Raw genomic sequence first — 22,221 nt, 5'->3', positions numbered from 1 at the left:
TAGCTCGTTAGGAAGCGACGCCGGTGATCTGGTCGGCGATGGCGCGCAGTGCATCCACGTCAGAGACATCGAACGGCAACGAGGGCACCCCGACGATGGGGACCGACGGGTTGGCGCTCGTGAACCGCGACAACAGCCGGATCTCCCGCTTCGCGGTCGCCGCGCGCTCGGCGTGAACCCGCAACACCGCCGCGGGCAGGCTGTACTCGCCCGATTCTTCGATGTTGTCGGCGACGTCGACAGCACGCTCGACGGTCAGGCTTGAGAGCGTGGGATGGGTGCGGTTGAGGATGAGCCCCGCCAGCGGCATGCCCTCCTGAGTCAGCCGCTCGACGAAGAAAGTGGCCTCACGCAGCGCGTCGGGCTCGGCGGCCGACACCACGATGAATTGGGTGCTGCGCCGCCGCAGCAGCTCGTAGGTGCGATCGGCCTTCTCGCGGAATCCGCCGAATGTGGAGTCCAGCGACTGCACGAACATCGAAGCATCGGAAAGCAATTGCGAGCCGAGCACCGTCGACAACGCCTTCATGGCCAAGCCGACGGCTCCGGTGACGATGCGCCCCAGGCCGCGGCTGGAGCCCAGCAGCATCTTCCAGAGTCGGCCATCCATGAAGCTGCCCAAACGCTTTGGCGCGTCCAGGAAGTCCAGAGCATTGCGAGACGGCGGCGTGTCCACCACGATCAGGTCCCACTTGTCTTCGTGCAGAAGCTGGCCCAGCTTCTCCATGGCCATGTACTCCTGCGTGCCCGACATGGAGGTGGCGACGGTCTGATAGAACTTGTTGTCCAGAATCGATTGTGCGCGATCGGATCCCGCGTGCTGGACCACCAACTCGTCGAAGGTGCGACGCATGTCCAGCATCATTGCGTACAGCTCACCCTTGAGACCCTCGATGTTCACCTGCTGTGGGGTATTGCCCAGATCCTCGATGCCCAGCGACTGCGCCAGCCGGCGCGCCGGGTCGATGGTCAGCACCACCACGGTGCGGCCGTACTCCGCGGCGCGTAGCGCCACAGATGCCGCGGTGGTCGTCTTGCCGACACCGCCTGCGCCACAACACACCACGACGCGGTTCTTGCGGTCTTCGAGGATGGCCGCCATGTCCAAGACGGCAGGTGTGGTGCTCATCGGACTCCCTGTTCGGCCAGGCTCTCGGCCAGTTCGTAGAGGCTGCCCAGGTCGACACCGTCGGCCAGGGTGGGCAATTCCAGCCGAGGTATCTGCAGTTCGCCGAGCAGTTCCTCGCTCTCGGCGCGCGCCCGCATCCGCGTCGCGTGCTCGATGGTCTCGGTAAGCAGACCGGCGAAGTCGACGTCAGAGAGGGTTACGTTGTTATCGGTCAACGCCTTACGCACCGCGTCGGCATCGATCACGCCCTCGGCCGCCTTGTCCAGATCGGTGGGTGACAGGTGCGGAACCACAGTTCGGTTGACGATGACACTGCCCACCGGCATCCCCATTGCGCTGAGTTCGGCGATGGCCTCGGCGGTTTCCTGCATGGGCAGCGCTTCAAGCAGGGTCACCAAGTGGATGGCCGTCTGGTCCGAGTGCAGCAGCCTGCGCACCCCCTCGGACTGCGAATGAATCGGGCCGCCCTTGGCGATATCGGACAGCGCGGACGTCACATCCAGGAAGCGGGCGATCCGGCCGGTGGGTGGTGCGTCGACCACGACGGCGTCGTACACGTGTCGCCCCGATTTATCGGTGCGGACGATGCATTCCTTGATCTTGCCGGTCAAGATCACGTCACGCAGACCCGGCGCAATGGTGGTGGCGAACTCGATGGCACCGATGCGCTTCATCGCGCGCCCGGCCAGGCCCAGGTTGTAGAACATCTCGAGATATTCCATGAACGCCGTCTCGATCTCGATGGCGAGCGCGTTCACGACTCCGCCGCCCTCGGCGGTGGCGATCTTGAGTTCCTTGGGCGCCAGCGGCGGCACGTCGAAAAGCTGGGCGATGCCCTGCCGGTTTTCGACCTCGACCAGCAGCACCTTGCGGCCGCCCGCGGCCAGCGCGAGGGCCAGCGCCGCGGCGATGGTCGACTTTCCCGTCCCGCCCTTGCCGGTCACAAAGTGCAGCCGTGCATTCGCGACTCGCGCAGGCCACGCAGTTAAGGGGTGCCCCGCAGCCGCGTCGCTGGGGGAGTCAGGGGAAGTGTTCACCACGCGAGCATGCTAACTGTCCGGCATCGACTGGCAATCCCGAACGCCCTAGGGTGCGTATATGACCGAACGCACCGCGTGGGAGTACGCGACCGTCCCGCTGTTGACACACGCCACCAAGCAGATCCTGGATCAATGGGGAAGCGACGGATGGGAGCTGGTGAGCGTGCTGCCAGGACCCACCGGTGAACAGCATGTCGCCTACCTGAAGCGGTCGAAGTGAGCACGCACAGCGCGCGACTGGCGGAGCTGGGAATCGAACTGCCCGCCGTCGCTGCGCCGTTGGCGGCGTATCAGCCCGCGGTACGCAGCGGTAACCACGTCTACACCTCGGGGCAGCTGCCCATGGTGAACGGCAGCCTGGTCACCGCGGGCAAGGTCGGCGCAGAGGTATCCCCGGAAGATGCCAAGGCGCTCGCCCGTACCTGCGCCCTCAACGCGGTGGCCGCGGTGGATGCCCTGGTCGGGATCAACAATGTCGTGAAGGTGGTCAAGGTCGTCGGATTCGTCGCGTCGGCACCGGGATTCACCGGTCAGCCCGGCGTGGTGAACGGAGCCTCGGAGTTGCTCGGTGAGGTGTTCGGGGATGCCGGGGTGCATGCGCGCTCGGCCGTGGGTGTCGCCGAGCTGCCGATCAACGCGCCGGTCGAGGTCGAGATCATCGTGGAGGTCCGCGCGGAAGTCTCCGCCTGATGACCCATCCCGCCTATGGGCAGCTGCGTCCGGTCACCGAGACCGCCTCGGTGCTGCTGGCCAACAACCCAGGGATGATGACACTCGAAGGCACCAACACCTGGGTGCTGCGGGCTCCGGGCAGCGACGAGATCGTCATCGTCGACCCGGGCCCGGGCGTCGCCGCCGGTGACCCCGATGTGCACGTCGAGGAGCTCGCGAAGATCGGCAAGGTGGCCCTGGTATTGGTGAGCCATCGACATTTCGATCACACCGGTGGTGTCGATCGGCTGGTAGAGCTGACCGGTGCCCCGGTACGCGCCGCGGATCCGGCCTGGCTGCGCGGCGATTCGGTGGCGCTGGCCGACGGTGAACGCATCGATGTCGCGGGATTGTCGATCTCGGTGCTGGCGACGCCGGGGCACAGCGATGATTCGGTCTCTTTCGTGCTCGATGACGCGGTGCTGACCGCGGACACCATCCTCGGGCGGGGCACCACGGTCATCGCGCAAGATGGCGGCGGTCTGGGCGATTACCTGGAGTCGCTGAAACGCCTTGAGGGCCTGGGTAAGCGCACGGTGCTGCCCGGACACGGCCCGGAGCGAAGCGACCTCTCGGCGGTCTCGGCCGAATATCTGGCGCACCGCGAGCAGCGGCTGGACCAGGTCCGCGCGGCGCTGGCGGCATTGGGTGACGAGGCCTCGGCGCGGCAGGTCGTCGAATTCGTGTATACCGATGTGGATCCGTCGCTATGGGGCGCCGCCGAGTGGTCCGTGCAGGCTCAGCTCGATTACCTGCGCCAGGTCTCCAGCTAGCTTCGCAACGGCCTCGGCTGGCGTATTGGCTACGCCAAATACTAAGCCGCGCTGGCAATTCCGCTCGTCGTGGAACCAGGGTGAGTAGGGTGCGACACCAAAGCCCGATGCCCAGGCGCGGCTGGCGACCTCGACATCGTCGACGCCGGCCGGCAGCTGTAACAGCATCATCGGCCCAGCTAGCCGCGTGAGCGGAAACCGTTGTCCCAGGGTGGATTCAACGGCTTCTCTGCGGCGTAGGTATAGACGTTTCATGCGTCGCAGGTGGCGCAGGAAATGCCCGTCACGCATGAACTCGGCGACCGCGATTTGGGTGTTGGTGCCCGAGGCGGGGGATAGCGATGTGATGGCGTCGAATCGATCGATGAGTGCGGTGGGCACCACGATGAATCCAAGGCGCAGAGCGGGATTAATGGTCTTACTGAACGAGCCAACATGAATGACCCGGCCGTGCTGGTCGAGTGAGGCCAGCGCTGGTGCGGCGCGCCCGGCCAGCTGTAGCTCGCTGAGGTAGTCGTCGTCGATGACCCAGCCATCAGCCGACTCGGCCCAGGACAGCAACTCGCGGCGCCGCGCCAACGACAGCGACATACCCAGTGGTGACTGCTGTGCGGCCGTGACCACTGCCAGCGAGGCCGTCGGCGCGGTGGCCAGGGCTTCGTCGACAACCATCCCTTCCTCGTCGACTCGCACCGGCACCGGCGAAAGTCCGGCGACCCTCAATCCCTCACGGGTAAAGGGGTATCCGGGGTCCTCTGTCCACACTGTGGGGGTGCGCAACTGGAGCGCCCGCAGTGCCATGCCGAGTCCGCCCGCGTAGCCGCTGGTGATGAAGATCTGCTCGGCGGTGCAGCGCAGTCCACGTGCGATGGAAAGATGTGCGGCGATCTCGCGCCGTAGTGCGGGTTCGCCCCGGGGGTCGGCGTTGAAAATCCCACGCTCGGCAACCGCGCGGGTCGCTCGCGCGGCGATGCGCGACCATTGCGCCACCGGAAAGGCATCGTGTGCGGGCACGGCTACCTGAAATGGCCGTGGCGGCGTGTCGAATTCGATGGGTATTCGCGGCGCCAACATGCGGACGGATGGAGTCGCCGGGACGACAGCAGGCTGCGTGGGCAACCGGTCTTCGACAAAGGTGCCTGCCGGACCGAGGGCGACGATCAGCTGTTCGTCGACCAGACGCTCATAGGCGACGCGGACGGTACCTCGCGCTACTCCCAGCTGTACGGCGAGATCGCGCCACGACGGTAGCCGTGCCCCGGGCGCCAGACGGCCCTCCCGGATTGCGGCGCCGATACCCAACCGAATCTGTTCGGACAGCGACCTTGGAGAGTTGCGCGTTACGTCTAGCTCCAATGCGGGATCCACGCCGGCTGACGGTACAAGATTTTACGTAAGTCTTGAACCTTTTCCTGCACCATTGAGCGGGACAGGATTGCGTCATGTTCATTCGCATTGCGTTGTCGCTGCTGCTGGCGGCGTTGGCGCCGATACCGATCGCCAGCGCGCAGCCCGAGAAGAGAACGCCGACGGTAACCGTGGTCTCTTCCCGGGAGATTTCAAACATCCCGGGAAAATCGTTGGTGATCGTTCGCGTCGACTTCCCGCCAGGAGCGGTGAGCCCCCCGCATCGGCACGCAGGCTCGGCCTTCATTCAGGCATTTGTGGAGTCCGGCACGCTCCGTAATGAAGTGGAGGGAGACGGTGTTCGCGACTACTCGGCGGGGCAGTACTGGTACGAGGAGCCGGGCGCGCACCACTTACGAACGGAGAATTTGAGCAGCTCGGCGCCTGCGGTGTTGTTCGCGGACATCATCATGGACACCGGCGATGAGCCATTGACCATCTATGACCGGCCGGACCAGTGATGTTGATTCTTGGCCTGCGCCTCGCCCTGGCGGCGTCGTTCTTGAGCGCTGTGGCCGACCGGCTCGGATGGCTTGGGCCCAACGGTAAAAGTTGGGTCAGCTGGGGCGATATGCAACATTTCCGGGAGTACACGCACCAATTGGTGCCATTCGTCGACGGGGAGTTGTTGACCATCCTGGCGTGGGTGGCCACCGCTGCGGAGCTGACTATCGCCGTCGCGCTGCTGGTGGGGATCTTCGTGCCCTGGACCGGGTTGGTCGCGGGTGCCCTGCTCGCGACCTTCGCACTTGCTATGACGGTGTCGCTGGGACCCTCGGTGATGCTGGCCTATTCGGTGACGTCGGCGATGATGGCGGCCTTCGCGCTCGCTCATCTCTCGCGCGGTGGGCCTGTGCCCTTCAGTCTCGATTCGCTGCTGCGATAAGCCCGCGGGTAGCGTCGGGGAACCGTGAACTCGATTCCCCTCGCCCTCGCGGGCTCGCTCAGCTGGGGCATCAGCGACTTCATCGGTGGCCACGCGAGCAAGCGGCGATCGACGCTCGCGGTACTGACGTTGAGCCGCCCCGTCGGGCTGGCGGTGGTGAGCCTGGTCGCGCTGATCACCTCGTCATCGCATTTCGACGGTCGCACGCTGCTTGGAATGCTCGCCGGCCCAGCAGCTTTCACTGCTCTCTACGCGCTGTATCGCGCTCTTGCCATCGGCCCGATGGGCGTGGTCTCGCCGATTGCCGCGGTCGGTGCGGTGGTCCCGGTGCTGTGGGGCGCCATGATCGGGCAGTCGCTTTCGGGCCTGACCTACCTGGGGCTGGCCGGCACTCTCGTCGGCGTCATGTTGGCGTCGGCCTCGGAAGGGCTGGACGGGCAGCGACCGGGACGACGAGTGCTCGCATGGTCGTTTTTCTGCATGGTGATGTTCGGGGTCTGCATGATCCTGCTCGCCGAGGCAGGCAGGTATCACCCCGTCGAGGCGGTGGTGATCTCCCGCGCCACCGAGGTCATCCTGATCCTGATACTCGGAGCGTTCAGCTGGAAGAGCCTGCGTGAGAACCTGCGCCCACCGTTCGGGGTGGTGCCCTTCGCGGGTGTCCTCGACACGTCGGCGATGCTGCTGTTCACCTACGCCTCCGCGCACGGAAGCTTGGGCGTCGCGGCCGTCCTGTCGTCGCTGTACCCGGTGGTGACGGTTCTCATCGCCCGGGTGGTGCTGCATGAGCGGCTCGGCCGGGTGCAACAAGCCGGTGCGGTGCTGACGCTTGTGTGCGTAGCGGCGGTGGCCTTCAGCGCATCACGCTGATGCGCGGGAGCTAGCGCGCGCGACGGGCCAGACGCTCGGAGTCCGAGATCAGGACGCTCTTGCCCTCCAGCCGGATCCAGCCGCGGTGCGCGAAATCGGCCAGTGCCTTGTTCACGGTCTCGCGGGATGCACCCACCAGCTGAGCGATCTCTTCCTGGGTCAGGTCGTGCGTCACCCGCAGGGCGCCGCCCTCCTGGGTGCCGAATCGCTGGGCGAGCTGCAGGAGCTGCTTGGCCACGCGGCCGGGCACGTCCGTGAAGATCAAATCGGCGAGATTGTTGTTGGTGCGACGCAGGCGGCGGGCCAACACGCGCAGTAGCTGCTCGGCGATCTCCGGGCGGTCGGCGATCCAGGCGCGCAACGCGTCCCGGTCCATCGACACCGCGCGTACCTCGGTGATGGTGGTGGCGCTCGACGTCCGGGGACCCGGGTCGAAGATCGACAGCTCACCGAACATGTCCGACGGTCCCATGATGGTCAGCAGGTTCTCGCGGCCATCAGGAGACCGGCGACCGATCTTCACCTTGCCGGTGATGATGATGTACAGACGGTCGCCAGGCTCGCCTTCGGCGAACACCGTGTGCCCGCGCGGAAAGTCAACCGGCTGCAGCTGCTTGGTGAGCGCCGAGACGGCGCTCGGTTCGACACCCTGGAAGATTCCGGCCCTTGCCAGGATCTCGTCCACGTTTGCCCCTTACCCAAATTCGTTAGTCATGCTTACGCTGGCCTGCTCACGTCGCTATGAGTCTAGAGGCCAGGTCGCGAAAGAACGTGATCCAAGCTACACCGCTGCGCCACCGGCACGCAGTGAATCCACCACCGAATGCCGCGAACGCATGGACGGTACGGCCTCTTCGCGCAGGCTGGGGGTACCGAGCGCGCGCGCAGGTCTCATGGACGGACCGTTGATTCGTGGCTGGTTGTGGCTGTTCGTGGTGGCCTGATAAACCGCTTCCAAAGACGGCTCGATGCGTTGCAGTTGACGCCGGTGCAAACCCTCGATGGCCGACGGCATGCCGTCGCGGGCGAGGCGATTCATATCCGACGGACTTGCCTGGTCCAGAAAATCGGCGACCTCACTTGGTTGCAAGGTATGCCGCATCAACCCGGCTTCCAGCTTTCCCAGCCCAAGGCTGGCAAGCATGAGAAGTCCGGGTACCAACAAACCGAATAGGCCCGACACGGGTTGAAGTAAACACGTTCAAGATCTCGGCGAGGTCACGAAAAACAACCGGTTTGTCCTGCGCAAGGGTGTAATCGGTGCCCTGGGCCGCGGCGGCCTCCGGTTACGCTGGGATTGTGTCAACGACCGGATCCACCTCTAAGTCCAGAGCGAAATCGTCGGCGAAGACCCCAACCCCGATCCGCGCCTGGAAGCCCGAGACGCACACCGGGCTGGTCCGTCGCGCACGACGGATGAATCGCACTCTGGCGCAAGCATTTCCGCACGTCTACTGCGAACTCGACTTCACCAACCCGCTGGAATTGGCGGTCGCCACCATCCTGTCGGCCCAATGCACCGATGTCCGGGTCAACATGGTGACGCCCGCGTTGTTCGCCAAGTACCGCACCGCCGAGGACTATGCGGGGGCCAATCGGGCAGAGCTCGAAGAGATGATTCGCACCACGGGCTTCTATCGGAACAAGGCGAACTCGATCATGGGTCTGGGTGCGCAGTTGGTGGAGCGCTACGGCGGCGAAGTACCGCCGCGGCTCAAGGATCTGGTGACCCTCCCCGGCATCGGCCGCAAGACCGCAAATGTTGTTCTGGGCAACGCCTTTGACATACCAGGCATCACCGTTGACACACATTTTGGCCGACTGGTGCGTCGCTGGCGGTGGACCGAGGAAGAAGATCCGGTCAAGGTTGAGCACATTGTCGGGGAGCTCATCGAGCGCAAGGACTGGACCCTGCTCAGCCATCGGGTGATCTTCCACGGCAGGCGCGTGTGCCACGCCCGCAAGCCCGCCTGTGGTGTCTGTGTGCTGGCCAAGGACTGTCCGTCCTACGGGCTGGGCCCGACCGATCCGGAGCTGGCCGCACCACTGGTGAAGGGTCCGGAGACCGAGCACCTGCTGGCGTTGGCCGGGTTGTGACGTGGCTCGACTCAACACCGGGGCCCGGTGGACGATCGTCGGGGTGGTGCTGGTCGCGGCGCTGATCACCGTCATGTTGTCGCAGCAACACGATCAGCAGCGGCGTGGATCGCCGGGCCAAGAGCCCGTCGCCTCGCGAGAACACCGAGACGCCGATACCCCGGAAGCTCTCGCGGAGCTGCGCCGTCAGGCGCAGTTGCCGCCGTGCCCGCCCGCGAGCACCAACCCGGGCATGCCCGAGCTTGCCGGGATAACGCTGGACTGCAGTGGGGTTCGGGTGCCGGTCGGTTCGGTACTCGCCGGGCATCAGGTGGTGCTGAATCTGTGGGCCTACTGGTGCGGTCCCTGTGCCGATGAACTGCCCGCGATGGCCGAACTGCAGCGGCGTGCGGGGGACAAGCTCACCGTGATCACCGTGCACCAAGACGAGAACGAGGCGGCCGGGCTGAACAGGCTTGCCGAATTACACGTCCGCCTGCCGATGATCCAGGATGGAGCCCGGCGGATCGCGGCCGCGCTGAAGTCGCCGAATGTGATGCCCACGACCATTTTGATCCGCCCGGACGGTAGCGTTGCCCGAGTGCTACCGCGTTCGTTCACTTCGGCGGATGAGATCGGTGCCGAAGTGGAGCAAGCGTTGGGAGTGAGGTTCTAGTCGATGACCGTCGCCCCCTTGGCTCCTGATGCCGCCCCAGACTGGATGCGACCGCTGGTGGACAACGCCGCCAGCGTCAAGGACATCTATGGCCGCGGTGTGCACCCGGCGGTCAAGGCGATACTGCAGGCACGCAAGCTGCCTTCTTCCGGCCGGCCAGCTGCCGTACTGGTGTTGGTATCTGCCGACGGTGCGGTGACCGACCCGACCGAGGCGGACCTGTTGCTCACGGTGCGCGCATCGACGTTGCGCCAGCACAGCGGACAGGTGTCGTTTCCGGGCGGCGCCACCGACCCGGGCGACGGAGGACCGGTGGGTACCGCCCTGCGCGAGGCGCAGGAGGAGACGGGACTGGACCCCGTTCGCGTACAGCCGCTGACGGTGATGGACTCGCTGTTCATCCCGCCGTCCGGTTTCCACGTCTCACCGGTGCTTGCGTACTCGCCCGATCCCGGCCCGGTGCTGGCCGTCGATCCTGGCGAGACCGCGGAGGTATCGCGAGTGAAGATCGGTGACCTTGTCGATCCGGCGAATCGGATCATGGTGACCAAGAAGACATTTGGCATTCGGTACAGCGGTCCGGCGTTCCTGCTGCCGGGGATGCTGGTGTGGGGCTTCACCGGACAGATCATCTCGGCGATGCTGGAGGTGTCCGGCTGGGCGCAGCCGTGGGACACTCGTAACCTTCGTGATCTTGATGAGCTGCTGGCCGAGCACCTGGGAGGGTCGGTATGAATCTGAATCCGTCGCAGTGGCTCGATATCGGCGTCATCGCCGTCGCGTTCATCGCGGCCGTATCAGGCTGGCGTTCCGGCGCACTGGGCTCTCTCATGTCCTTCGTCGGGGTGATCCTGGGTGCGGTGGCCGGCATCATGCTGGCTCCGCACGTGGTGGCCAACATCGAAGGGTCGCGCACCAAGTTGTTCGCCTCCCTGCTCCTCATCCTGGTGCTGGTGGTCATCGGCGAGGTCGCCGGCGTGGTGCTGGGCCGGGCCATGCGTGGCGCCATCAAGAACCGCGCACTGCGTGCCGGGGACTCCGTGGTGGGGGTGGTGCTCCAGGTGGCCGCCGTGCTGGTCGCCGCGTGGTTGCTCTCCATCCCGATGCAGAGCTCCAATCAGCCGAACATCTCTGCGGCAGCGCGTGATTCAAAGGTATTGAGCCAGGTCGACAAGTACGCGCCAGACCAGTTGCGCAAGGTTCCCAACGACCTGTCGAAACTGTTGGACACCTCGGGGCTGCCCAGTGTGTTGCAGCCGTTCGGCAAGACGCCGATCGCCGCGGTGGACGCACCCGACGTGACGCTCGCCGACGGCCCGGTGGTGCGCGGCTCCGAGCCGAGTGTCGTCAAGATCAAGGGCATCGCCCGCAGCTGCCAAAAATCGCTCGAGGGAACCGGATTCGTCATCGCGCCGCATCGGGTGATGTCGAACGCTCACGTCGTGGCCGGCACCAACAGCGTCACCGTCGAGTCGGCGGGACAGACCTTCGACGCCACTGTGGTGTCCTACGACCCGGGTGCCGACATCTCCATCCTCGCGGTTCCTGATATGCCCGCGACGCCGCTGGTTTTCGCGCCCAAGCCGGCCAAGACCGGTGACGATGCGATCGTGCTCGGCTACCCGGGCGGCGGGAACTACAAGGCGTCACCGGCGCGGGTGCGGGAGATCATCGAACTGAATGGTCCGGACATCTATCGATCCACCACCGTGACCCGTGAGGTGTACACCGTGAGGGGTTCGGTGCTGCAAGGCAATTCGGGTGGCCCGTTGATCGATACCGAAGGCCGCGTGCTCGGTGTGGTCTTTGGGGCCGCGATCGACGACGACGACACCGGCTTCGCGCTGACCGCCAAGCAGGTCAAGGATCAGCTCCCCAAGGCGGAGCTCGCCGATCCGGTGAGTACCGGCAGCTGCATTTCCGCGCCCGAGGCCAACAAGTCGCCGGAGCAGCCCGTCAACGGGCCGCAGTCACCGCCGCCCGGTAAAACGCCGTAGATGTTCGTTGACGGTCGCGGGGTCTTCCTCGTGGCCGTAATGACCCACCCCGCGTAGCGCCACGAACTGCCCGTTGGGTGCGTACGGCAGCGAGCGGTGTACCGGGTCGGCGAGTACGTACGGATCCGCCTCGCCGCGCATGTGCAGTACCGGGATGGACAGCTCACGATTCATCGACCGCATGAAGCGCCAACCTTCGCTGCGCAATTGGCTGCGTACCGCCCAGCGTTGGTACTCCAGCGCGCAGTGGGCCACACCGGGAATCGCGATAGCGGTGCGTAGGTGCTTGATGGTTTCTGCGAAATCCTCGGTGGTGGTCCACTGTGCGCCCGCGCGCGAGCGCATCAGGTTCTCCAGCTCGGCGGCGCGATGACGTGTCAGGGTGCGCTCGGGCAGGATCGGCACCTGGTAGCGCATCAGGGAAGGCAGCAGCGCACGGCCTTGGCCGGTCCCGCGGAATGTCGAAGTGCGCAGCGCGATCGGGTGCGGTGAGCTGACCACCGCGATGGCATCGACGAGGCGAGGATGCAGATTGGCGGTGGCCCAACAGACCAGTCCGCCCTCGGCATGGCCGACGAGTGTGGCCGAGGTGTGGCCCAGTGCGCGAATCAGTCCGGCGGTATCTCCGGCCAGCGTCCACCCGTCGTATCCGCGCGGGGGTTTGTCACTGCCCCCGTAACCGCGCAGATCCACGGCCACCACGCGGGCATCGGTAAGCGCCCCCAGCTGATGACGCCATGACCACCAGAAGGAGCCAAATCCGTGTAGCAGCAGTACCAGTGGCCTGCTGGTGACGGCCACGGTCCCCGCGTCGGGAGCCTCGGCTTCCACCACGTGGAACCGAATTCCGTTGGCGTGTACGTCAAAATGGCGCCATGGCCCGACGATGCGGACCACGGACGGATCAGGGTGTCGGGCCGTCTGGTCAAACAGCATGATGTGTCGGTATCGAGCCGACGGGGTCGGCTACCAGCCCGACGGGTCTGCGGGCTTGATGGCCTTGGGGCTCGAGGGTGCCTCGTCATCGCGGCTGAATACGTTGGCCGTTTCCTTGACGCTCTCGATGGTTGCCTGAGGCCCACGAATGCGTCTGACTTGGAGATAGCCGATCAGTACCGCGAGGATCGCGACGAACACCATGGCGCCGAAGATGATCAGGTACGCGGCCCAGGCGGGCAGCCAGATCTTGAGTACCTCGGCGGCGAAAAAGAAGAAGAAGAACGTCGAGTAGAACAGGACGACGAGAGCCGCGATGAAGAAGACGCTGCCCGCGACGCCCTTCTTGACGTCCCGGACGACCTCGGCGCGGGCGAGTTCCACTTCGGCACGCACCAGCGCGGAAACCTGGGCGGTGGCATCACGGACGAGATTGCCGATGGTGGGTTCGCCGGTGCCGGTCGCGTTCGGATCGGACAGCGGGATGGCGGCGACGGTGATCGGAACGCCATTGCTGTCCGTGCGGTAGTTGCGGCTTCCAGGGCTGCTCACTGTGCTCCCTCCGTGTCCCTTACGGGTCCGGTGTGATTCCGGTGAAAACTAGTGCGGCCTATGTTGCCACGTCGGCGGCGCGGCGGCTGCGGCGCGTCTGACCTGGGGGCGTTGTTACCCAATCGATAGCACTGTGACAGAAGTGACCAGTGTGAATCTTGATTAGAATGGGGATATGCGTGGCCGACGGGGGAGAGATGCGGCCGGAGTGAGAAAGGCTGCACCGATGAGCCGCATGTGCGGAGAAGCTAGAGCGCCGATGAGGTCGCCCCGGCGGCGGATCCGGTACGGGCTACCCATCCTGATAGCGCTGTTTGGCCTCGTCGCGGGCGCGATCCCGGCCACCGCGGCTCCCGCAGCCGGCGCCGATGACAAGGTGCCGATGGGCGGCGGCGCCGGGTTGATCATCAACGGTGACACCCTGTGCACGCTGACGACCATCGGTCACGACAACAAGGGCAATCTGGTGGGCTTCACCTCGGCGCACTGCGGTGGCGCAGGCTCGCAGGTGGTGTCGGAGGACTTCCCCAAGAAGGGTGTGCTGGGCAAGTTCGTCAACGGCAACGAGCAGTACGACTACGCGACCATCCAGTTCGATCCCGAGAAGGTCCAGCCGGTGTCGACCTACAAGGGATTCGCGATCACCGGAATCGGCCCGGATCCCCAGCCGGGCGACATCGCCTGCAAGCTGGGACGCACCACCGGCAACTCATGCGGGGTGACCTTCGGTGCCGGAGCCGAACCTGGCACGTTCATCAACCAGGTCTGTGGCCAGCCGGGTGACTCGGGTGCGCCGGTCACCGTGAACGGACAGCTGGTCGGCATGATCCATGGCGCCGCCACCAAGCTGCCCGTCTGCGTCATCAAGTACATCCCATTGCACACGCCGACCACCACGTACTCGATCAACACCGTGCTGGCCGATATCAACGCCAAGAACCGCACCGCCGGAGTGGGCTTCACCCCGGTCGGATAGGTCGGCTGTGGTGGGTCCTACTTGCTGGCTCTGATCGCCTCGAAGACGCTCGGATCGACCAGCGTGGAGGTGTCGCCCAAATCGCGGCCCTCGGCCACATCACGCAGCAGCCGCCGCATGATCTTGCCGCTGCGGGTCTTGGGCAGCTCCGGCACCACGTGAATCTCGCGTGGTTTGGCGATCGGCGAGATCTCCTTGGAAACCTGAGCTTTCAGATGCGACACCAGCTCGTCGCCCTCGACGGTGTGGCTGGCCTTCAGGATCACGAACGCCACGATGGCCTGCCCGGTCGTTTCATCGGAGGCGCCGACGACGGCGGCCTCGGCGACCCCGTCATGCCCGACGAGTGCGGATTCCACCTCGGCGGTGGAGATCCGGTGCCCAGAGATGTTCATGACGTCGTCGATGCGGCCCAACACCCAAATGGCGCCGTCGCTGTCATAACGTGCGCCATCGCCGGCGAAGTACCAGCCCTTCTCGGCGTAACGAGACCAGTAGGTCTCCTTGAACCGCTCCGGGTCACCCCAGATACCGCGCAGCATCGAGGGCCACGGCTTGTCGAGCACCAGGTATCCGGTGACCGGTTCGTCGCCGCTTGCGGGTTCCAGCTGATTCCCGTCGTCGTCAACGATTTTCGCGGAGATACCGGGTACGGCGCGCATGGCCGAACCAGGTTTGGTGTCGGTGACTCCCGGTAGCGGGGAGATCATCGCGGAGCCGGTCTCCGTCTGCCACCAGGTGTCGACGATGGGGGTGCGGTTGCCGCCGATGACCTCGCGGTACCAGCGCCACGCCTCGGGGTTGATCGGCTCGCCGACGCTGCCGAGTAGCCGCAGGCTGGACAGGTCGTGCGCGAACGGGATCTCGCGGCCCCACTTCATGAACGTGCGCACCAGGGTTGGGGCGATGTAATAGATGGTGACACCGTACTTTTCGATGATCTCGAAATGCCGGTGCTCGTTGGGCGATGTGGGCGTGCCCTCGTACACCACTTGGGTGGCGCCGTTGGACAACGGGCCGTAGACGATGTAGGTGTGGCCGGTGACCCAGCCGATATCGGCTGTGCACCAGTACACATCGCTCTCGGGCTTGAGGTCGAAGATGTTGAAGTGCGTGTATGAGGTCTGCGTCAGGAACCCGCCCGAGGTGTGCACGATGCCCTTGGGCTTGCCGGTGGTTCCGGATGTGTACAGCAGGAACAGCGGATGCTCGGAATCGAACGGTTCAGCGGTGTGCGTGGTGTCCGCCTTGTCTACCGTCTCGTGCCACCACAGGTCGCGGCCCTCGGTCCATTCGACGGGAATCTCGGTGCGGCGCACCACCAGAACATGCTCGACGGAGCTCGGCTCGCCGCCCAGCGCTTCATCTACACCGGCCTTCAAGGGGGCCGCGGCGCCGCGGCGCCATTGACCGTCGGAGGTGATCACCAACTTGGCCTGCGCATCGTCGATGCGGGCGCGCAACGCCGCAGCCGAGAACCCGGCAAAGACGACGCTATGCATCAGGCCCAGCCGCGCGCAGGCCAGCATCGCCACGATGGCCTCGGGCAGCATCGGCATGTAGATGGCCACCCGGTCACCGGAAACCAAGCCGAGTTCGGTCAGGTAGTTGGCGGCCTGGCTGACCTGAGCCAGCAGCTCGGCGTAGGTGATGGTGCGGGTGTCTCCGGGTTCGCCCTCCCAGTGGATGGCCACCCGGTCACCGTTGCCGGCCTCCACGTGCCGGTCGAGGCAGTTGTAGGAGACATTGAGCTTGCCGCCCACGAACCACTTCGCGAACGGTGCGTCAGACCAGTCGAGGACCTCTCCGAAGGGCTCGTGCCAGTGCAGGCGGCCCGCCTGTTGCGCCCAGAACCCGAGTCGATCTTCCTCGGCTTCCTGGTAGAGGTCGGCGGTCGCATTCGCTGTCGCTACGAATTCCGGCGACGGCGGATAGCTATCCGGCTCGATGCTGGTTTCGGTCATCTGATCTGGCCTTTCTGCCCTAGACAGGTCCGATGCAAAAGCCTAGTGGGCGCCCATGGTTACCGAGAAGTAATTGGGGCTGTCGTTCAGATCCGGGCACGCTGGTGTGTCGCTGGAGAGACATTGGCGCGTTCCCCGCCTATGGTTCGTCCTACCTGTTCAGCTACCGAGGGAAGGGTGAGGATGAGGTTTCGCCGACTGGCCGTCGCATTGCTTGTCGGCCTTGCCGCGATCCTGCCCGCCGGCTGCGGTGACCTTGTCACGCCGGCACCCCCGGGCTACTTCAGCATGTACATCACCGAACCCGAGCACACTCTGATACCGGGTAACACCACAGAGAATCAGGGTGGCCGAATCCTGCGCTCGCTGTTTACCGCGCTGGTCGAATTCAACAACGACACCGCCGCGGTGGAGTACACCGGTGTGGCTCAGTCGATCACCAGTCCCGACAACATCAACTGGACGATAAAGCTCAAGCCCGGGTGGACATTCCACGATGGTGAACCGGTCACCGCGCAGTCCTATGTGGACGCGTGGAACTACACCGCCTTGAGCACCAATGCCCAGGGATCGTCGAGCTTCCTGGCCAATGTCGACGGATTCGACGATCTGCAGGGAGATCCGAAGAACAAGATTCCGCCGCGGGCCACCCAGCTGCGCGGACTGCATGTCGTGGATGATGTGACGTTCACCGTGCGGCTCAACACCCCATTCGCGATCTATCCGATGACATTGGGGTACACCGCATTTCTGCCCTTGCCGAAGGCCTTCTTTCGGGATCCGGTCAAGTTCGGTGTGCACCCGATCGGCAACGGCCCGTTCAAGGCCGACGGTGATTGGGTGCGCGGTGTCGGGTTCACCCTGAGTCGGTACGACCAGTACGCCGGTGAGAAGAAGGCCAAGTCCAAGGGCTTGATCTGGCGGGTGTACACCGAAGGCCTGACCGCCTACACCGACATGCAGGCCGGGGCGCTGGACATCCAACTCGACCTGCCCGACGCTGCCTATGAGAACGCCAGGGCCGAGTTCGGCTCGGCGTTCCTGGAGCGGCCCCGCCCGGACATCACCTCGCTGGGTTTCCCGATGTATGACCCGCGGTATCGCGATGTGCGTGTGCGCCAAGCGATTTCCATGGCCATCGATCGAGAGGCGATCACCCAGGTGATCTTCTCCGGCACCCGCACTCCGGCCACCTCATACGGTTCGGCGGTGGTCTACGGGTACCGCAAGGGGGCGTGCGGCAAGCTTTGCGAGCTGCATGTCGACGAGGCCAACAAGTTGCTCGACGATGCCCACTTCGATCGGAGTAAGCCGATCGAGCTGTGGTACAGCTCGTCGAGCACCGGCGCACTGGCGTGGGTGCAGGCCATCGGCAATCAGCTGCAGTCGAACCTGAAGGTGCCGTACCTACTCAAGAGCCTGCCCTGGTCGCAGTTTCTCCCGCTGCAGGACAGTAAGGGGATGACGGGGCCCTTCCGGTCCGGCTGGGTGATGGATTATCCGTCGATCTACAACTTCCTGGAGTCGCTGTACGGCACGGTGGCCCTGCCGCCGAACGGCTCCAACTACGTCTTCTACAGCAACCCGGCGTTCGATGAGCTGCTGCGGCAGGGCAATAACCAGCCGACGGTAGAACTCGCCACCAAGGCGTATCAAAAGGCGGAAGACCTGTTGTTCAAGGATCTTCCGGCCGCGCCGCTGTTCTACGAGGTCAATCAGGCGGTGCATTCCAAGCGAGTGCGCAACGTCAAGATCGGCATCCAGGACTGCATCGAGTACGCCGACGTGGAGGTGGTGCAATGACCACCGCACTGGGCAATGTCCGGCGGTTCTGGCAGAACGCCGGGCTGTTCCGCTACGTCGTGAAACGGCTGCTGCTCGCGATACCGGTTCTTATCGGGACCTCACTGCTCATCTACAGCCTGGTGTATGCGCTACCGGGTGATCCCATCCGGGCATTGGCGGGTGATCGTCCCTTCACCCCCGAAGTGATGGCCCAGCTGCGCGAGCGGTTCCACCTCAATGATCCGTTCCTGGTGCGGTACGGCAAGTACATCGTGGGCTTCCTGCAGGGCGACTTCGGCACCGACTTCCAGCAACGCCCTGTCGCGCAGACTGTTTCGCAACGCCTGCCGGTGACCCTGCGGCTCACGGTGGTGGCCGTGGTGTTCGAGACCATTATCGGTATCACCGCCGGAGTGCTGTGCGCGGTGCGCCGGGGGTCGTTCTACGACAACCTGGTTCTGGTCACCACGACGCTTCTGGTCTCGATTCCGGTGTTCGTACTCGGGTTCCTGGCGCAGTACCTGTTCGGCTTCAAGCTGGGCTGGTTCCCCATCGCCGGAATCCGCGACGGCTGGTACAGCTTTCTGCTGCCCGGGCTGGTGCTGGCGTCGCTGTCCATGGCCTATGTCGCCCGCTTGACCCGGACCTCGATGCTGGAGACGATGGATGCCGATTTTGTGCGGACCGCTCGTGCCAAGGGCATCTCCGAATCGCGCATTCTGTTACGGCACACCCTGCGCAACAGCCTGATTCCCGTCGTTACCTTCATCGGTGCCGACGTGGGGTCACTGTTGGCCGGCGCCGTGGTCACCGAATCGGTGTTCAACATTCCCGGATTGGGCCGTGCGACATTCGACGCGGTGCGAAACCAGGAGGGTGCCGTCGTGGTGAGCATCCTGACGTTGATTGTGTTCTTCTACATCTTCTTCAATCTCGTCGTCGACATCCTGTACGCACTGCTCGATCCGAGGATTCGCTATGAGTGACCCCGTGCACGCACCCGGCCCGGTGTCCGGACCCGACGCCGCCGCCGAATCATTGGTGGAGCAGGCGGACCTATGGGGCAATGCCTGGAAGTACCTGCGTCGCAGCGGCTTCTTCATCACCGGGTCGATCCTGCTGACCGTCCTGGTGCTGATGACGTTGGCCCCGCAGCTGTTCACCTTCGGGAAGGACCCCCGCGACTGCGACCTCTACCAGGCGCGCAAGGGGATCAGCGCGGCCCACTGGCTGGGCACCGATCTGCAAGGGTGCGACTACTACGCCAACGTCGTCTACGGAGCGCGGGTTTCGCTGACGATCGGGCTCATCGCGATGGTGGGTGTGTTGATCATCGGGGTCATGGTGGGGGCCTTGGCCGGATACTTCGGTGGTATCACCGACTCCGCACTGTCACGCTTGACCGACGTGTTTTACGGCATTCCCACGATTCTGGGCGGCATGATCCTGCTGTCGGTGGTCGGGCATCGCACGGTGTGGAGTGTGGCGGGCGCGCTCATCGCTTTTGGCTGGATGACGGCGATGCGGTTGGTGCGCTCCAGCGTGATGACCATCAAGCAGAGCGACTACGTGCAGGCTGCCATCGCGCTGGGTGCGCCGACATGGCGAATCCTGCTGCGGCACATACTTCCCAACGCGCTGGCGCCGGTGCTGGTGTACGCGACCATCGCGATAGGCGGTTTTATCGCCGCCGAGGCCACGCTGACCTATATGGGTATTGGGCTGGAGCTGCCGGAGATTTCGTGGGGGTTGCAGATCAACGACGGACAATCCCGTTTCGCCACCACACCAAGACTGGTCATTGTTCCCGCCTTGTTCCTCTCGGCCGCCGTGCTGGGCTTCATCATGGTCGGCGATGCCCTCCGCGATGCCCTCGATCCGCGGAGGAGGTAGGCGGAGGTGTCCGTAGATTCTGTAGTCGAGATCAGGGATCTTTCTGTCGATTTCGAGGTTGACAAGCAGTGGATACCGGCCGTCAAGGGTGTATCGCTGACTGTCGCCAAGGGCGAGGTGCTCGCCATTGTCGGCGAATCGGGTTCCGGAAAATCCACTACCGCCATGGCGATACCGGCCCTGTTGCCGCCCAGCGTGCGCGTTGGCGGCAGCATCAAGCTCAACGGTGCCGAGCTGCTCGGCGCCACCAATGACGAGCTACGGGCGGTGCGCGGCAAGGATGTTGCCGTCATCTTCCAGGAGCCGATGACCGCACTGAACCCGGTGTACACCATCGGTTGGCAGATCGCCGAGGCCGTGTGTGCGCACAAGAAGATGACGCGCAGACAGGCGCGTGATCGTGCCATCGAACTACTTGAGCTGGTGGATATGCCAGAGCCGCAGAAGCGGGTCAAGCACTACCCGCACCAGCTTTCCGGAGGTCAGCGCCAGCGGGCGATGATTGCTCAGGCCCTTGCGCTGGATCCGGGGCTGCTCATCGCCGATGAGCCGACGACGGCGCTCGACGTGACCGTGCAGGCCGAGATTCTCGATCTCATGCGCGATCTGCGTCATCGCATCGACGCGGGAATCATTCTGATCACCCATGACATGGGTGTGGTGGCCGATATGGCCGACCGCATCATGGTGATGAAGGACGGTGAGGTCGTCGAAGAGGGAGACGCCGACGGCATCTTCCATCGGGCGCAACAGCCATACACCCAACAGCTCCTGGCCTCGGTGCCGCACCTGGGTGCGACGCTGCATGACGGCCACGAATCACCGGAACCAGCAACAGATCTGGCGTTGAACGTGGAACACGCGGTCATCGAGTATGCGGGCAAGGGTGGCAGCTTCCGGGCCGTCGACGATGTGTCCTTCACCATCGGCCGGGGCGAAGTGGTGGGGCTCGTCGGGGAGTCTGGGTCCGGGAAGTCCACCATCGGACGGGCTGCGGTCGGGTTGCTGAAGGTGGCATCTGGGGCCATTTATGTTGCTGGAAAGGATATTTCGACCGCAAACCGCAAGCAGCTGCGAGATATCCGGAGCAAGGTGGGGGTGGTGTTCCAGGATCCGGGATCCTCGCTGAACCCGCGGTGGCCGATTGGCCAATCGATTGCCGAACCGTTGACATTGCACACCGATATGGATCGCACCCAACGGGAGAGCAGGGTCAAGACGCTGCTGGAGCAGGTGCAGTTGCCTGCGACCATGCGAAACCGCTTCCCCCATCAACTCTCCGGTGGTCAGCGGCAGCGCGTCGGCATCGCGCGGGCCCTGGCGCTAGAACCCACGCTGTTGATCGCGGATGAACCGACCTCGGCGCTGGACGTGTCGGTGCAGGCGCGGGTGCTCGAATTGTTCGCCGAACTGCAGCGCGAGCACGGGTTCGCCTGCCTGTTCATCAGCCATGACCTGGCGGTGGTCGAATTGGTGGCGAGCCGTATCGCGGTACTCAACCACGGTCGATTGGCTGAATTCGGCTCGGATACACAGGTATTGACCGCACCGAAGGACGACTACACCAAGCGCCTGTTGGCGGCTGTTCCGGTTCCGGACCCGGAACAGCAGCGGATCCGTCGCGAGGAGCGTAAGGCGCTGCGATGAGCATGTGGGTACTGTTGATCGATCATGACTGACCCACTCGCGCCGTTGGCTTCCCTGCCGGGAGTATCCGAAGCCGCCGAATCTGCCCGCGATGCCTTGAGCAAGGTGCACCGTCACCGCGCCAATTTGCGCGGCTGGCCCGTGACCGCGGCGGAGGCAGCGGTACGTGCGGCCAGGTCTTCGTCGGCACTGGACGGCGGCACGATGAAGCTGAGTGCTGATGGGGCGGTGGAGGACCCGATACTGGCGGGGGCATTGCGTGTGGGGCAGGCGCTCGATGGCGACGCCCTGACTCAGCTGGCGGCGGTGTGGTCGCGTGCCCCGCTGCAGGCGTTGGCGCGTCTACATGTGTTGGCGGCCACCGGAATGGCGGACGAGGACACCCTCGGGAGGCCGCGCCCCGGTGTCGACACCAACCGGCTGGAGCTGATGGCGCAACTGATTTCAGGTGGCACTTCGGTGCCCGCGCCGATTCTCGCGGCGGTCACACATGGGGAGCTGTTGGCGCTTAACCCATTTGGCTCTGCCGATGGTGTCGTCGCGCGTGCCGCATCCCGTTTGGTAACGGTGTCACGAGGCCTCGACCCGCATGCACTCGGTGTTCCCGAGGTGATGTGGATGCGTCAGTCCGGGAGATATCGGGAGCTGTCTACCGCGTTCGCGGAGGGCACGCCGGACGCTATTGCCGCATGGATTGTCTTCTGCTGTCAGGCATTAACGGCGGGAGCGGCAGAGGCGGCGTCGATCGCGGACACCGCCGCCGGCTGACGAGAATACGGCTGGTTCGGGGCATAAAAACGGGCGACGGTCCGAATGAATCGGCCCGCCGCCCGTTAGCACGGATCCTCCGGTTACCAAGCGTGCATTATGGGTTGTGTGGGTGGCCTCGGCGCTTTCACGACG

The 22,221-nt window shown here is 64.6% G+C and carries 24 protein-coding genes; 16 read left to right on the top strand and 8 right to left on the bottom strand.

Going from position 1 to position 22,221, the window contains the following annotated elements; genetic code table 11:
* Positions 1–7: 7 nt before the first annotated feature.
* Positions 8–1,129 (bottom strand): ArsA family ATPase, encoded by a 1,122-nt coding sequence (locus tag BKG76_RS08990; protein ID WP_070937349.1) that lies wholly within the window; start codon positions 1,127–1,129, stop codon positions 8–10.
* On the bottom strand, positions 1,126–2,169 hold the full coding sequence (locus BKG76_RS08985) for an ArsA family ATPase (protein WP_109420669.1): 1,044 nt from the start codon (positions 2,167–2,169) through the stop codon (positions 1,126–1,128). The genes BKG76_RS08990 and BKG76_RS08985 overlap by 4 nt, the downstream gene beginning before the upstream one ends.
* 58 nt (positions 2,170–2,227) lie before the next feature.
* Here BKG76_RS08985 and BKG76_RS24810 point away from each other — a divergent pair, with 58 nt between their 5' ends.
* From BKG76_RS24810 to BKG76_RS08975, 3 genes are read left to right on the top strand one after another with little or no spacing between them, the layout of a single operon-like run.
* Positions 2,228–2,389 (top strand): DUF4177 domain-containing protein, encoded by a 162-nt coding sequence (locus tag BKG76_RS24810; protein ID WP_005063257.1) that lies wholly within the window; start codon positions 2,228–2,230, stop codon positions 2,387–2,389.
* Complete coding sequence (locus tag BKG76_RS08980; RefSeq protein ID WP_070937348.1) at positions 2,386–2,859, top strand: RidA family protein; 474 nt, start codon at positions 2,386–2,388, stop codon at positions 2,857–2,859. The genes BKG76_RS24810 and BKG76_RS08980 overlap by 4 nt, the downstream gene beginning before the upstream one ends.
* Positions 2,859–3,653 (top strand): MBL fold metallo-hydrolase, encoded by a 795-nt coding sequence (locus BKG76_RS08975; RefSeq protein WP_070937347.1) that lies wholly within the window; start codon positions 2,859–2,861, stop codon positions 3,651–3,653. The genes BKG76_RS08980 and BKG76_RS08975 overlap by 1 nt, the downstream gene beginning before the upstream one ends.
* Here BKG76_RS08975 and pdxR read toward each other — a convergent pair.
* Positions 3,588–5,021: a MocR-like pyridoxine biosynthesis transcription factor PdxR gene (gene pdxR / locus BKG76_RS08970; protein ID WP_070937346.1), complete on the bottom strand. Its 1,434-nt coding sequence runs from the start codon at positions 5,019–5,021 to the stop codon at positions 3,588–3,590. The two genes, BKG76_RS08975 and pdxR, sit on opposite strands and share 66 nt — an antisense overlap.
* A gap of 74 nt (positions 5,022–5,095) precedes the next feature.
* Between pdxR and BKG76_RS08965 the strand changes: the two genes are divergently transcribed.
* Genes BKG76_RS08965 through BKG76_RS08955 form a run of 3 tightly spaced genes read left to right on the top strand, consistent with a single transcriptional unit; the run spans position 5,096 to position 6,816 of the window.
* Positions 5,096–5,521, top strand: coding sequence for a cupin domain-containing protein (locus BKG76_RS08965; RefSeq protein WP_070937345.1), 426 nt, complete (start codon positions 5,096–5,098; stop codon positions 5,519–5,521).
* Complete coding sequence (locus BKG76_RS08960; RefSeq protein ID WP_070937344.1) at positions 5,521–5,946, top strand: MauE/DoxX family redox-associated membrane protein; 426 nt, start codon at positions 5,521–5,523, stop codon at positions 5,944–5,946. Before BKG76_RS08965 ends, BKG76_RS08960 begins: the two co-directional genes overlap by 1 nt.
* Positions 5,947–5,970: 24 nt before the next feature.
* The gene (locus BKG76_RS08955) at positions 5,971–6,816 is read left to right on the top strand and encodes a DMT family transporter (RefSeq protein WP_070937343.1); all 846 of its coding nucleotides are present in this window, start codon (positions 5,971–5,973) and stop codon (positions 6,814–6,816) included.
* Between the two features lie 10 nt (positions 6,817–6,826).
* Here BKG76_RS08955 and crp read toward each other — a convergent pair whose 3' ends face one another.
* Both crp and BKG76_RS08945 read right to left on the bottom strand, forming a co-directional pair.
* Positions 6,827–7,501 (bottom strand): cAMP-activated global transcriptional regulator CRP, encoded by a 675-nt coding sequence (gene crp / locus BKG76_RS08950; protein ID WP_005063269.1) that lies wholly within the window; start codon positions 7,499–7,501, stop codon positions 6,827–6,829.
* A gap of 96 nt (positions 7,502–7,597) precedes the next feature.
* Positions 7,598–7,960 carry a hypothetical protein gene (locus BKG76_RS08945; protein WP_070937342.1) on the bottom strand — a complete coding sequence of 121 codons (363 nt, stop codon included), beginning with the start codon at positions 7,958–7,960 and terminating at the stop codon, positions 7,598–7,600.
* A gap of 218 nt (positions 7,961–8,178) precedes the next feature.
* Between BKG76_RS08945 and nth the strand changes: the two genes are divergently transcribed.
* Genes nth through marP form a run of 4 tightly spaced genes read left to right on the top strand, consistent with a single transcriptional unit; the run spans position 8,179 to position 11,565 of the window.
* Complete coding sequence (gene nth, locus BKG76_RS08940) at positions 8,179–8,913, top strand: endonuclease III (protein WP_236737586.1); 735 nt, start codon at positions 8,179–8,181, stop codon at positions 8,911–8,913.
* Position 8,914: 1 nt separating this feature from the next.
* Entirely contained in the window at positions 8,915–9,568 is a 654-nt protein-coding gene (locus BKG76_RS08935) for a TlpA family protein disulfide reductase (protein WP_070937340.1), read from the top strand.
* Between the two features lie 3 nt (positions 9,569–9,571).
* Positions 9,572–10,303 (top strand): NUDIX hydrolase, encoded by a 732-nt coding sequence (locus tag BKG76_RS08930; RefSeq protein WP_070937339.1) that lies wholly within the window; start codon positions 9,572–9,574, stop codon positions 10,301–10,303.
* On the top strand, positions 10,300–11,565 hold the full coding sequence (gene marP, locus BKG76_RS08925) for an acid resistance serine protease MarP (RefSeq protein WP_070937338.1): 1,266 nt from the start codon (positions 10,300–10,302) through the stop codon (positions 11,563–11,565). Before BKG76_RS08930 ends, marP begins: the two co-directional genes overlap by 4 nt.
* On the opposite strand, the gene BKG76_RS08920 is transcribed toward marP, so the two are convergent.
* Both BKG76_RS08920 and BKG76_RS08915 read right to left on the bottom strand, forming a co-directional pair.
* The gene (locus BKG76_RS08920) at positions 11,539–12,501 is read right to left on the bottom strand and encodes an alpha/beta fold hydrolase (RefSeq protein WP_070937337.1); all 963 of its coding nucleotides are present in this window, start codon (positions 12,499–12,501) and stop codon (positions 11,539–11,541) included. The two genes, marP and BKG76_RS08920, sit on opposite strands and share 27 nt — an antisense overlap.
* A gap of 30 nt (positions 12,502–12,531) precedes the next feature.
* A complete protein-coding gene (locus tag BKG76_RS08915) occupies positions 12,532–13,053 on the bottom strand; it encodes a phage holin family protein (protein ID WP_070937336.1) in 522 nt (173 codons plus the stop codon).
* 280 nt (positions 13,054–13,333) lie between these two features.
* Between BKG76_RS08915 and BKG76_RS08910 the strand changes: the two genes are divergently transcribed.
* Positions 13,334–14,029 (top strand): chymotrypsin family serine protease, encoded by a 696-nt coding sequence (locus BKG76_RS08910; RefSeq protein WP_109420820.1) that lies wholly within the window; start codon positions 13,334–13,336, stop codon positions 14,027–14,029.
* 17 nt (positions 14,030–14,046) lie between these two features.
* Here BKG76_RS08910 and acs read toward each other — a convergent pair whose 3' ends face one another.
* Positions 14,047–15,993: an acetate--CoA ligase gene (acs, locus tag BKG76_RS08905; RefSeq protein WP_070937334.1), complete on the bottom strand. Its 1,947-nt coding sequence runs from the start codon at positions 15,991–15,993 to the stop codon at positions 14,047–14,049.
* A gap of 183 nt (positions 15,994–16,176) precedes the next feature.
* On the opposite strand from acs, the gene BKG76_RS08900 reads away from it, so the two are divergent.
* The 5 genes from BKG76_RS08900 to BKG76_RS08880 are packed head-to-tail and all read left to right on the top strand — an operon-like array spanning position 16,177 to position 22,086.
* Positions 16,177–17,796, top strand: a complete 1,620-nt coding sequence (locus BKG76_RS08900; protein WP_070937333.1) for a peptide ABC transporter substrate-binding protein — start codon at positions 16,177–16,179, stop codon at positions 17,794–17,796.
* The gene (locus BKG76_RS08895; RefSeq protein WP_070937332.1) at positions 17,793–18,764 is read left to right on the top strand and encodes an ABC transporter permease; all 972 of its coding nucleotides are present in this window, start codon (positions 17,793–17,795) and stop codon (positions 18,762–18,764) included. The genes BKG76_RS08900 and BKG76_RS08895 overlap by 4 nt, the downstream gene beginning before the upstream one ends.
* Complete coding sequence (locus BKG76_RS08890) at positions 18,757–19,671, top strand: ABC transporter permease (RefSeq protein WP_070937331.1); 915 nt, start codon at positions 18,757–18,759, stop codon at positions 19,669–19,671. The genes BKG76_RS08895 and BKG76_RS08890 overlap by 8 nt, the downstream gene beginning before the upstream one ends.
* A 6-nt stretch (positions 19,672–19,677) precedes the next feature.
* On the top strand, positions 19,678–21,318 hold the full coding sequence (locus BKG76_RS08885) for an ABC transporter ATP-binding protein (protein WP_070937330.1): 1,641 nt from the start codon (positions 19,678–19,680) through the stop codon (positions 21,316–21,318).
* Positions 21,319–21,342: 24 nt separating this feature from the next.
* Complete coding sequence (locus BKG76_RS08880; protein WP_070937329.1) at positions 21,343–22,086, top strand: Fic family protein; 744 nt, start codon at positions 21,343–21,345, stop codon at positions 22,084–22,086.
* Positions 22,087–22,221: the final 135 nt, after the last annotated feature.

Source organism: Mycobacteroides franklinii (genome assembly GCF_001853795.1).
In the GTDB taxonomy this organism is placed as follows: Bacteria; Actinomycetota; Actinomycetes; order Mycobacteriales; family Mycobacteriaceae; genus Mycobacterium; species Mycobacterium franklinii.
This window is presented reverse-complemented; position numbering and strand designations above follow the sequence as displayed.